The organism is Bacillus paramobilis (assembly GCF_038096195.1).
GTDB classification, from domain to species: Bacteria; Bacillota; Bacilli; order Bacillales; family Bacillaceae_G; genus Bacillus_A; species Bacillus_A mobilis.
On the sequence record NZ_CP151108.1, the window covers coordinates 2209846 to 2222238 of the forward strand.

A 12393-nucleotide genomic window follows, 5' to 3' on the forward strand; every position below is an offset into this window, starting at 1 on the left:
AGAGTAGTTCTCTTTTTTATTAAGTTTTTGAAACAGCGCATTATGTACATATAGTAAAGAAGTAGAAGATTAGTAGGCATGGGAGAAATCTTTATGTCTTTTTTTATGAGGATTTTTAATTTTAAAAATATATTGTAAAAAATAATTTACAATTTGTAAAAAATAAATTACAATTATCTCAAGGGGTGTTACTATTGTTGCATAATAAAATTGTAGTTTGTCGAGCAGAAAAAGGTTGGACCCAAGAAGAACTGGCAACAAGAGTGGGAGTTAGTCGTCAAACTATCGCTACTCTTGAAAAGAATAAATATAACCCTTCTCTAATTCTTGCCTTTAAAATCGCAAATGTATTTGAAAAGCCGTTAACCGACGTATTTGATTATCTAGAGGAGTGATACATATGTTGTTGTTAAAAATTTTATTATTTGGTTTAATAGTGATAAGTAAGATGTATGTAATAAAATTTCAATCAAGTGATGAAGCAAATGACGAACGAGGAAGAGAAATTCTATATAAAACAAATAATGTTTTGTACAATATTCTATATTTAGGTATCCTTGTCATTATTGTTTTACAATTAATTGATATTATTCCTTTGAAATTTCTACCTGATTTGTTATTATATTTTGCACTTTCATTAAGTGTGTTAGGCAGTATTTTTATATTTATCAACAGAAACAGTAAAAATTACTAATACGAGTTAAGTGTTTAATCTTGTTCTGTTAGTTGATTAAACAAAATGTTTTTTTAGTAGGCTACATAAAATAATCAATCTTTTTTATAAAAACTTAAGGAAGCCAAAAGAACCCCACACATTTTAATCAAAATGTGTGGGGTTCTTCTTTTTATAGAATAAATATTTGCAGCAATACTTTGTTCAAATTCTAATTAAAACTAAAATCCACCTTTTCTATTATAAATTTTTGTAGTTTGGAATATATCTATTTGATTAACCAAACTAGTATTTTAGGGGCCTTAACTGAAACAATAAATATAACTTCATATCAATCTTGTTAATGAATTTCATTGCCCTCGGATAAAGGACAATAGTAGATCTTTGATTTTTATTACAATTTTGTAAGGTTAAGTAATAAAAATCGATAGAATGGGATATTAGAATGGGATACTCTGATTGATGGGTAGAATATTCTGAAAAAAGGGGTAGAGCAAATGAAGAATAGGCAAAAAGCATCGATAATATGCAAAAGTATTTTATGTTTCATCATTTGTATATTTATTACGAATGAAGCATGGTTTACAAATGTGGTGAGGGCAGAATCGGGCACGTTGACTGATAGAAGTATAGAGGATTTCAAAAAAAAGCTGGATGAACAGGTACCAAAATGGCAGGAGAATTATGAGGTACCAGGGGTTGCAATAGGGATTGTACATGAGGGGCGTATTGCTTATACACTTAACTACGGTTATGTAGATAAAAAGACAAAAAAAGCGGTGAGTGATGATACTTTATTTCAAGCTGGTTCCATATCTAAAAACCTTACAGCGTGGGGAATCCTACATCTTGTAGATGAAGGTCGTGTATCACTAGATGATCCCGTTGGAAAATATCTGACCAAATGGAAATTATCTAATTCAGAGTTTAATAATAATGAAGTCACAATAAGAAGATTGTTAAGCCATACAGCAGGGCTGTCTGCACATAAAGGATACCTCGGGGTTGCACCAGGGAAACATCTTGACTCTATTGAGGAGTCTCTGTCTGGAAAAGGATGGATTAATGAACCAGTGGAGGTTACCAATAAACCAGGTTCAGAAACAATTTACTCTGGTGGCGGATATACAATTTTACAACTTGTAATGGAAGAGGTTACCGGAATACCGTTTGATCGTTATATGGAAGAACAAATTATGAAACCTTTAGGAATGAAATCTAGTTCATTCTTACAACGTCCTGAAAACCATAACCTGTCGAAAGCTTATGGATATTTTGGAGAGGAGCTCCCTAGTTACCAATTTACCGAACAGGCTGCTGCAGGTCTTAAGACAAATGTTACCGATATGATGACATTGATACTTGCTAGCATGGATGCAAATAATAAAGGGAATAGTGTCATCAAAAGTGAACGTGTTGAAGAAATGCAAAAGCCAGTATTAGGGGAGAATGGTTTAGGTATATTTGAAAAAAACTATCTAATCAATGGAAATTACTTTATCATTCTGGTGACAATCGAGGCTGGCATTCTTTTTATGGTTTCATTCCTAATACAAAGGATGGATTGGTAATCCTTACAAATGGTGAAGGTGGTATAGACTTACGACAGGATATTTACCATGCATGGATTGAACATGAAACTGGAAAATTACCTGAAAGTTACTTCTCTCTAGCTGAGCAGAGAAAAAGTAATTCCATTACATCAATTGTTATTGGAGCCATACTTAGTGTATATTTGCTGCTATTCGTAATTAGATTGTACAAAGGTAGAAGAACTTTCATTTTTAAGCAAGAGAAGAAATCCTACATCGGATTAGTAGTTAGGACATTTTTACTTATTATTACTGCTATCCTCGTTTTTTGTGCTGCCTACTTGTGGAGAGTTTTCAGCTTGAATTCCGGTAATACAATAAATTTTATTCTAATAATGGTATGGATTATAACATTATTAATTAGTGGATTTTTCCCGAAAATTAGAAGTAATAAAAAACAACGTATGAAAATAAAAGATTTAACATCAAAATTTACATGTATGTAATGTTAAAGGCTAGAAAGCTAGATTGGCGTGAATCGCTAATTTTGGTTTGCAAAAAACGACAAAATCTCTTAAAAAATACTTAACTTTTAACGTCATCTATCTTTACAATCCCTCCTTATAATGTGAATTGGACAAGCATCTAAGAGAAAACAGAACATGTCAGTTTATACATTCTATCATTAGGGGGAGAATTTGTATGAAAAAGACAGTTGCTTCGTTAGCGGTTATGGCGGTATTATTGCCGACGTTTTCAGCACATGCGGAAGGGAAAGAGCAAGTTCGAAAATCAGCTACAACTTTTAATGTTATTAGTGATATTCAAGGGGACTTAGGGGATTTTGACCACGTATTAAAAGATATGAACAAAGTGATGCCACTTTCTAGAGCACTTATTATGAATGGGGATATAACGTCAACTGGACAACAGTCACAATATGATGATGTGAAGCGTGTGTTAAACAAAAATAAGCATCCAGAGAATGTATGGTCAACTGTTGGCAATCATGAGTTTTATGCTGGTAAATGGACAGTTGATGGGAAACTCTCTCAAAGTACATGGCCAAATGGTGTAACGGAAGAAACGCTATTCAACCGTTACTTACAATTTAGCGGGCAAGAAAAGGTGTATCATAAAAAAGAATTAGACGGTTATCCGCTTTTATTTTTAGGAACTGAAAAATATATGAAATACCACGATTCAAAAATGTGGGATGAAGTATTTATGAGTGATGAGCAATTAGGTTGGTTAAAACAAAATTTAGAAGAATATAGTCAAAAAGATAAAAATAAGCCAATCTTCATTTTCTCTCATCACGTTTTACCTGATACAGTAGCTGGATCAAGACAATCACCGTACTTACAAGATTATTTAAACGTCGATAAGTTGTACGATATATTAAAAGACTATCCGCAAGTTGTTTTCTTCACGAGTCATACGCATTGGGATTTAAACTTGCCAGACTGGGCTGGTAAAAAGAAAATTGCAGGGGGAGATAAAAAAGGATTTACTGTAGTAAATACAGGCGGAATTGAAACGGGCTGGATGTCAGCCGGACCGAATGGTGGAGAGAAGACTGCTCCTGATGGTTATTCATTTAAACAAGGGTTGCAAGTGAAAGCGTATGGTAGCGATGTAATGGTGACAGCTTATGATTACAAACGTGATAAAGAGATAAAAAAATTATTAATTAGTGATTCGAAAATTGCACAAATGACACCAAATGTAACCGCTGATGATAGTAAAAATATAATTGTCGGTGCAACGGAGTATATGGAGTACTCTGTAGAAGGAACGAGTGAGTGGAATACGTATAATCCAGGGAATCCACCAAAATTTGATGGTGACAAAATTGTATACGTACGCCATAAAGGCGAAATGAATTTAGAACCAGGATTAACGCAGCTACTTCGATTTTCAGCAAATAAGTGATTGGTAAGGGCCTATTTTTGAATGAGTGGGCTCTTTTTAGATTGTCGGTTTTTGTCGGTAAGTCGATATATTGAAAAAATCGTTGAAATAAATTTCATGTACCGTAATGAAGTTAAAATCCTTAATGCAATTTCATACATCTAAACCGAATTCCAATACATTTTTCCTCCAGAAAGGTGACTTCATCATTTTTACATGTAATAATAGTATCGTTACATATATTGTGAAAGAAGTACAAAGGAGCGTTATTAATGAATTTAGCTAAATTCCCGAGAAAAAAATATACAGAATCATATACACCAATTGAAAAATTAAACAATTTTTCTGAAGCACTTGGCGGGCCGACTATTTATTTTAAACGAGATGATTTACTTGGTTTAACAGCTGGTGGTAATAAGACGAGAAAGTTAGAGTTTCTAGTTGCGGATGCACAGGAAAAAGGTGCAGATACGTTAATTACAGCTGGTGGTATTCAGTCAAACCATTGCCGTCTAACGCTTGCAGCTGCGGTAAAAGAAAAAATGAAATGTATTCTTGTATTAGAAGAAGGGCTTGAGTCAGAAGAGAAGCCAGACTTTAACGGAAACTATTTCTTATATCATTTACTAGGTGCTGAAAATGTAATTGTTGTACCAAACGGAGCAGATCTGATGGAAGAGATGCATAAAGTAGCGAAAGAAGTTAGTGAAAAAGGTAATACACCATATGTAATACCAGTTGGTGGATCAAATCCTACTGGTGCAATGGGATACGTTGCTTGTGCGCAAGAAATTATGGCGCAATCATTCGATCAAGGAATTGATTTCAGCTCAGTTGTTTGTGTAAGTGGTAGCGCTGGTATGCACGCTGGTTTAATTACTGGTTTTGCTGGAACACAAAGTCACATTCCTGTAATCGGAATCAACGTAAGTAGAGGAAAAGCAGAACAAGAAGAGAAAGTAGCAAAACTTGTAGAGGAAACGTCAGCTCACGTTGGTATTCCGAACTTTATCCCGCGTGAAGCTGTTACATGCTTTGATGAATATGTAGGACCAGGTTACGCGTTGCCAACGCCAGAAATGGTGGAAGCAGTTCAATTACTTGCGAAAACTGAAGGTATTTTACTGGATCCAGTGTATACGGGTAAAGCAGTAGCGGGACTAATCGACTTAATTAAAAAAGGTACATTTAATAAAGAAGACAACATTTTATTCGTACATTCAGGTGGTTCACCAGCGTTATATGCGAATACGTCTTTATTTGCGTAAGTGTAAAAAAGCATTGGGTATCCAATGCTTTTTTGTTATATAATGGAATTGTTAGAAGGTGAGAGGAGGGAGTATATGAGTTCAAATGTAAAATGGATTATATACACGGTGCTCAGCATTTCTATTTTACTAATTACATTTGTGGCTTATGGAGTGTATTTATATTTCACTTAAGTGAAATGGTAACCAAACCAAAGGAAAAATAAAATAATCGCTGTGTTACATAGCGTAAAACATAAACCGATTATGGCTAAAATTTTCTTCTCAGCTCGGCTACAAAAAGAGACGACTGCTAATATGATTGCTATAACAGCGGAAGTTAATATGAAGTAGGCGAAAGGCACGACATATTCTACTCCAACTCTGTCTAAAATAGGTGAAAAGAGAAAAAGATTAATAGTAACGAATATACTTACAATGAGAAACGTATAACTTTTCCAAGTGTATGTTTGTAACTGCATAGAACGATACTCCTTTCTCTTTATTATTTATATTTGTAAGTTTAAATTAATTACCTTTATTTTACAATGTAAGATATTTTGTATTGAACAGAGGGTATTAATATGAAATTTAGAAATTGGTCTCTAGTTATTATTAGTATCTGCATATTCATAATAACCGGCTGTTCAAATGTATTAGAAAATGAAGAGCAAAGAATCGAAGTCCAAAAATATATTGGTGATAATGAATATGGTGAACTTAAGGTAGTGATAGATAATAATGAAGTGTTGCAAGTAAAGAAAATATTAAATGATACTGCTTTTGAAAACAAAAAAGTGGAAATGTCTCGTCCAGCTGATTATCACCTTATTTTTCAATTTAAAAATCCGAAAATAGAGGCAAAAGCTGTGTTGTATCAAATTTGGGTAAGTGCTAATAAGGATAAAGTGGAAATCATCTCAGGAGATAATCGGTACGCTCAATTACAAGATAAAAATGCGGCCACGTTGTTTCAGATTGTTACAGGGGAGGGTTTAGCTGAATAAGTATATATAGAGCTATAGGAATCCAGTTCGTATTTTGCATTTTGAGAGATACTTAGTTTTCAACAAAAATAGTTATCTTTTGATATTGGAATAAATATTGAGAATCGGATAAAATGGAAATTGGACATTGACTTGATGAGCATGAGGTTCTACGCTTATTAGCGGATTCATACACTTTAAGGTGTGAATGAATCTGCGAATGGATAATAAAACTAGGAAATATATTGTTTTTATAAAGATTCGATGTTATGTTTAATTTTCTCAATATAATATTTCCCTTATATAGGAGTGGCTATTTGAAGAAATTAATATTATTAGTTTTATTGGCTACATGCTGTCTCACTATAGCAGGATGTTCTAATAATAGGGTTACAACAAAGGATGAGTCTAAAAATTCAACACCTGTAAAGATTAAACGTATCAATAAAGCGTGGTACAAACATATATAATAGTTTAAAGAATAAATTAGTTAGGCCGATAGTAAACGTTGCGAAACCTGGTGAAAAGCAGGGAGCATGGTTTGCATTTAAATTTATAAAATATGCGACATTAAAATATTCACAAAAAAGAGTCTACATGTAGTCCCTTTTTTGTGGATATTTTTCATAAATAATAGACATCCCATGGTGCCTTTCTCTGATTTGAACTATCCGAAAAGTATTTTATCAAGTTAAGTAGTATCGTTCTTCAAAATTCTGCGAATGCGAGGGGCACGTAATAGCTCGATTGTTGTGATCCTTTTTCACTTTATCTATCATCTTTATATATCTTACTATTAAAAAATCTAACTTTAATCGATTAAATCAGATGAAATCTAGTAAAAACAATGAAATTTTAGGAAAAATAAGGTACACTATTCAATGGTTTTGGTTTAAAATCGATTGACGTTAATGCATACGGGGGAAAAGATTGATGAACAATAATACAGTAAATGAATCAGTTGAAGAAGTTGAGAAAAAACGGGTAAGATCAAAAAAACGTTTTACAAATTGGAAACTTATCGCAGCGGGTGGCGGTGTAATTGCAATTCTTATTGGGGGAATGAGTTATTATCAGGCAACTCACTTCAATTCAAATGTTACGATTAATGATACAAAAGTCGGTGGTTTGAGCGCCGATCAGGCAATACAGGAATTAAAAACATCTGGATTAGCAAATAAAGTCTATATTGATCAACAACAAATTTTAGATGAACAAGATACAAAAACGGAACTGACGGAAAAAGATTTGCCACAAGTTGAGAAATTATTAAAAAGCCAGTGGACATTTTTCCCTTCCTCAAAGGAAAAAGATTATTCATTGTTACCGAAAGAAGCGGATCAGTATCGTAGTGAAACGATGAAAAAACTGCTAGAAGAAAAGCTCGTTTCTATGAATGAAAAATTAAAAGCGCCTCAAGATGCTATGGCGAAGCTCGAACAAGGAAAAGTTGTTATTTCGAAGAGCATTGATGGGAAACAATATGACGTAACGAATCTACTAAAAGATTACGCCAAGCAGAAGCATAAAAGTGAAATTCATTTAAAGTCTACATACATACAACCTATTAAAGAAGACGATCCAATCATCAAAAAAGAAGAGAAAGCATTACAGAATCTTCTTCAGCAGTCTGTTGATTATAAAGTGCAGGATGAAGTGTATTCATTAAAAGCGAAAGATTTAATTCAAAATGCCTCTATGTCAAAGGATATGAAAGTGACAATCGATGCGAGCGAAATTAAGAATAAGGTTGCTGAAATTAATAAGGCTAAATCTACATTACATAAAGACTTCGCTTTTAAAACACATTCTGGTTCGGTTATTTCAGTAAAGGGACAAGGATACGGCTGGGCACTAGATGTGGAAAAAGAAACAAAACAAGTTCAACAAGCCTTTGAGAAAGGCGAAAAATCGCTTTCTGCTTCTAATATTCACGGGAATGGTTGGGAGAAGGAAGGGATCGGTTATAAAACAACATCGAATAATGGCATCGGGGATACATATGCGGAAGTTTCCATTGCAGATCAACAAATTTGGATTTACAAAGATGGAAAATTAGTTGTCACAACAAATGTAGTAACGGGTAAACATAGCACGGGTGAAGATACATCACCAGGTGTATGGTACGTTTTATATAAACGAACTCCATATACGCTGAGAGGTAGCGCAGTAGGGAAAGCTGATTATGCAGTGAAAGTAGATTACTGGGTTCCATTCACAAATAGCGGTCAAGGATTTCATGATGCAGGCTGGCGAAAAGACTGGGGAAATAATGCTTATGTAACAGGGGGATCAGGTGGGTGTGTAAACCTTCTGCCTAACGTTGCAAAAACTGTATATGATAGTTTGAACACGTATGATCCAGTTATTGTGTACTAATAGCTATGTATTAAGAGTATAAACGAATAAACAAAGCAAGAAATCTTACTTGATGTATATGAAAAAAACCTCTTGAATTCGCATGCAAATTCAAGAGGTTTTTTTGTTTGAAAACAAGAGTTCATTGCTTATAAGAAACAAAGTAGAAAGAGTTTGAGATGAAGAAACAAGTATTCAAATAGTCAATAAAATTGACATTGAATATCATTTTCACTTATTATAGAATCATTGCATTTAATTAGACAGGACTTTTTTATTAATATAATAGATTTTTAATAAGGTGTCCCATTAAAGAATTTAAACGTAGGAAAGGGTAATATAAAAATGAACTGGAAAAAAGGCGGATTATGGATTATTATTTTTTTCATTGTAAAAGGTACGATTTCTACACTGTTAATCGTTACAGGTGCTAAATATTTTAATTTATCATTTATGCAACTTTTCGCACTAGTACTGATCTTATTACTGATTTCTCTCATAAGCCGAAAATTGCTGTATAAACATAAACAAAACAAAAAGCAAAAAGAGCTAAATATATAATGAAGCCCCAGAGACCTTTGGATTTCTGGGGTTTTATTTCGATATTTTTCCATATGCATATCAACTTAACGGAGCAGGTTGCTTAATATGATAAAATCGATGTTGTTTAAAATGCGTCGGTTACTTTTATATAAAGATTAAAGAATCTTTATTCTGGAGCTACAGACATTCATACATTATGCTCGTTTTTCAATTGGTAGTTTAAAGGTAAAAGTACTACCTTCTCCTAATTCACTTTCAACCGTAATTTCTCCTCCGTGTAGTTCGACAATCCATTTTACCATCGACAATCCTAAACCTGTGTTTCCAGTGCTTGAAGATGTTCGTGCTGCGTCAACTCGATAGAATCGGTCCCATATTTTTGTAATATGTTGCTCGCTGATGCCTATGCCATTATCGGAGACTTTACCTATTATGTTGGTTTCATCACGGAACAGTTGCATATGCACAGTGCCGTTCGCTCTGCTATAAGCAATCGCATTCGTTAGTAAATTCATTAATAAACGCATCATCAATGTTTGATCTGCTTTCATAAACAGGTTTTCCTCTATATGAGTTGTTATATCAATCGATGCTTCTTGAACCATTAATGAAAGCTCTTCTACAACGATTTCCGTTAATTCACTCATATTGATACATTCAAATTGGAAAGTATTATGGCTTTCTTGGTCAGCTCTTGCTAATAATAAGAGTTGTGAGATGAGCGCGGACATTTTACGTGATTGCTTTAAAATTACTTCTAATGATTCTTCCATTTCTTTCGGATTATTCCTCTGCGATAAAGCGTATTCGCATTGCGAAATAATAACAGATGTTGGTGTTCTTAATTCATGAGATGCGTCAGATGTAAATTGTTTTTCACTTTCGAACGATGTCTCCAATCGCTCGAACATTTTGTCAAAGGTTTGTGCTAAATGATACATTTCGTCTTTCGGTGAACCTTGTAAATGAATTCTCTTCGAAAGGTCTTTACCATCACCAATTTTACTGGCTGAATCACTCATTTGTTGCACAGGTCGAAACGCTCTTTGCGTAATAAAATATCCTCCCACTGCCGCAATGAGAATAAGTAATGGAAATGAGATGAGTGTTATGACAATAAGCGTATTCATCGTTGATGATAATTGGTTCATAGTCATTATTCCACGAATCCAGACTTGCTCATCGCCGCCTGCATTATGGAGAAAATCATATACAATCCATTCTTTATTACCGTCTTTAATAGTTTGTATTTCATCGGATTTAAGCGGTATTTTTTTATTAAAGCTTGTTGGCATATTTCCTGCCAGCAGCTTACCTTGTTTATTATAAATGCTGATAGTTACTCCATCTTCTAAGGGTTCAAAATCATCGTCCATCTTTAATTGTCCATGCTTATATTCGATATCTTCCATGCTTTCTTTTACTGTGCTCTTCAATTGATCTTTCATATTAAAAAGCAAAACTTTATCTGAAGAAGTTAAAATAAAAGCTAACACGAGTGCCATAATAATTACAATTAGCCCCGTATACCACAGGGTTACTCTCATTTTGATTGATAGTCTTTTCATGATTCTACTCGCAATACGTAACCAGTTCCTCGTACTGTATGAATTAACTTCGTTTCAAACTGGCTATCAATTTTTTTACGAAGATAGCGGACGTAAACGTCAATAATATTCGAGCCACCTTCATAGTCGTAATTCCACACATGTTGCTCAATTTTATCTCGTGTGAGCACAACTTCTTTATTACGAATCATATATTCTAAAATAGCAAATTCTTTACTGGAAAGAGTGATAATCTGATCTCCTCTTGTTACTTTATGCATATTGCAATCTACCACTAGATCAGCGATTTCAAACACATTAGATGTGTTTCCTGTATTTCTTCGCATTAACACTCGAATTCTTGCTAATAGTTCATCAAAAGCAAACGGCTTTACTAAATAATCATCCGCACCTAAGTCGAGTCCTGTTACGCGATCATCAATTGTATCTTTAGCTGTAAGAAGCAAGACAGGAGTTGTATGATTATCCGCGCGTAATCTTTGTAATACTTGTAAGCCATCTATTCCGGGAATCATAATGTCAAGCACAATCAAATCGTAGGTAGCCATGTTTATATAATCTAAGGCATCTTCTCCATTCCCACATGCATCGACACTATAATGTTCAGCATTTAATCGTTTTACCAATATATTTTGTAAGTCTTGTTCATCTTCGACAATAAGAACTCGCATTACCATTCTCCTTTTTTCCTTATTTATCCCGCTTTAATGGGCAGTAAGACCCCCACCTCAAAATGCAGTGAAAGCAAAGAAGTTAGGTGGGGGTGGGGGATCAACTGCCCATAAAAGTCCGATTGGTTCAACTAATAATCAGTGGGGGATGAAGAAAACCCCCACTGATTAAAGTTTCACTTTATATGTATCACTATAATTCCAAAACATTAAAGAAAGATTAGAAACGATTTAATTATATCATTTTATCCAGCATTAACGGGCAGTAAGACTCCTCCTTCAAAATTCGACGAATGCGAGGGAGTTAGGGGAAGTCGGGCTACCCGTAAAAGTCTTCACTTTATTTTTTGTACATTAATCTTCCTTTAATGTTTGTTGAGTAATATAAAGGCAAGGATAAGGTGTACATGTAAAGGGAGGAAAACAGAATGAAAAAGTGGATGTTGATTGGAGCAATGTCTTGTTTATTCTTAACAGCTTGTTCTACTCAAGCTGATAACAATACAGAAGTACAACAACTGAAAGTGGAAAATGATAAATTGCAAAAAGAAAGTTCTCAACTACAACAAGAACCACACAAAACAGGGCCTGCTACGAATGATACGAAGCAAATACAAGATTTCAAAAACGAAGTCACATCTATCATTGAAAAGGCAAATAACACGAAACCAGTTGGAGCAAAAGAAGAAAACTTAAATACGTACTTTGCAGCAAAAAAAGAAATTGATCAATTAGATGACAAGATAGATCTATCTGATAATCAGCTTGAAGCAGATTATCGCGCTGGAACGATAACGATTGAACAATATAAAGCACAAGAAAGAGAACACGATATACTGGAAGATCAATTAGGGCAAGCAGAAAATGCACTTGAAGCAAGATTTGGAATAGATGATTAATC

General features: G+C 34.1%; 11 protein-coding genes and 1 pseudogene. 9 read left to right on the forward strand and 3 right to left on the reverse strand.

Annotated elements, in window-relative coordinates; translation table 11 throughout:
- Positions 1-194 precede the first annotated feature (194 nt).
- The 5 genes and pseudogenes from AABL52_RS11435 to AABL52_RS11455 all read left to right on the forward strand — a co-directional run bounded on the left by AABL52_RS11435 (position 195) and on the right by AABL52_RS11455 (position 5387).
- Positions 195-395 (forward strand): helix-turn-helix transcriptional regulator, encoded by a 201-nt coding sequence (locus AABL52_RS11435; protein ID WP_000903049.1) that lies wholly within the window; start codon positions 195-197, stop codon positions 393-395.
- 5 nt (positions 396-400) lie between these two features.
- Positions 401-694, forward strand: coding sequence for a hypothetical protein (locus AABL52_RS11440; RefSeq protein WP_000925449.1), 294 nt, complete (start codon positions 401-403; stop codon positions 692-694).
- Between the two features lie 476 nt (positions 695-1170).
- A pseudogene (locus AABL52_RS11445) lies at positions 1171-2711 on the forward strand (serine hydrolase domain-containing protein).
- A gap of 196 nt (positions 2712-2907) precedes the next feature.
- The gene (locus tag AABL52_RS11450; RefSeq protein ID WP_341519426.1) at positions 2908-4140 is read left to right on the forward strand and encodes a DUF4073 domain-containing protein; all 1233 of its coding nucleotides are present in this window, start codon (positions 2908-2910) and stop codon (positions 4138-4140) included.
- Between the two features lie 251 nt (positions 4141-4391).
- Complete coding sequence (locus AABL52_RS11455; RefSeq protein WP_341519427.1) at positions 4392-5387, forward strand: D-cysteine desulfhydrase; 996 nt, start codon at positions 4392-4394, stop codon at positions 5385-5387.
- 170 nt (positions 5388-5557) lie between these two features.
- Here the strand turns inward: AABL52_RS11455 and AABL52_RS11460 are convergent, their stop codons facing one another.
- Entirely contained in the window at positions 5558-5848 is a 291-nt protein-coding gene (locus AABL52_RS11460) for a hypothetical protein (protein ID WP_098238182.1), read from the reverse strand.
- 102 nt (positions 5849-5950) lie between these two features.
- Here AABL52_RS11460 and AABL52_RS11465 point away from each other — a divergent pair, with 102 nt between their 5' ends.
- The 3 genes from AABL52_RS11465 (at position 5951) to AABL52_RS11475 (ending at position 9271) form a co-directional block, all read left to right on the forward strand.
- A complete protein-coding gene (locus tag AABL52_RS11465) occupies positions 5951-6373 on the forward strand; it encodes a hypothetical protein (RefSeq protein ID WP_341519428.1) in 423 nt (140 codons plus the stop codon).
- Positions 6374-7285: 912 nt separating this feature from the next.
- Positions 7286-8731 carry a L,D-transpeptidase family protein gene (locus AABL52_RS11470; RefSeq protein WP_001064088.1) on the forward strand — a complete coding sequence of 482 codons (1446 nt, stop codon included), beginning with the start codon at positions 7286-7288 and terminating at the stop codon, positions 8729-8731.
- A 324-nt stretch (positions 8732-9055) separates the two neighbouring features.
- Positions 9056-9271 carry a hypothetical protein gene (locus AABL52_RS11475; protein ID WP_001104093.1) on the forward strand — a complete coding sequence of 72 codons (216 nt, stop codon included), beginning with the start codon at positions 9056-9058 and terminating at the stop codon, positions 9269-9271.
- Positions 9272-9447: 176 nt separating this feature from the next.
- On the opposite strand, the gene AABL52_RS11480 is transcribed toward AABL52_RS11475, so the two are convergent.
- Together AABL52_RS11480 and AABL52_RS11485 are read right to left on the reverse strand one after the other, a co-directional pair.
- Complete coding sequence (locus tag AABL52_RS11480) at positions 9448-10821, reverse strand: sensor histidine kinase (protein ID WP_341519429.1); 1374 nt, start codon at positions 10819-10821, stop codon at positions 9448-9450.
- Positions 10818-11492 (reverse strand): response regulator transcription factor, encoded by a 675-nt coding sequence (locus AABL52_RS11485; RefSeq protein ID WP_001264519.1) that lies wholly within the window; start codon positions 11490-11492, stop codon positions 10818-10820. The genes AABL52_RS11480 and AABL52_RS11485 overlap by 4 nt, the downstream gene beginning before the upstream one ends.
- A gap of 428 nt (positions 11493-11920) precedes the next feature.
- Between AABL52_RS11485 and AABL52_RS11490 the strand changes: the two genes are divergently transcribed.
- Entirely contained in the window at positions 11921-12391 is a 471-nt protein-coding gene (locus AABL52_RS11490; protein ID WP_341519430.1) for a hypothetical protein, read from the forward strand.
- The last annotated feature ends 2 nt before the right edge of the window (positions 12392-12393 follow it).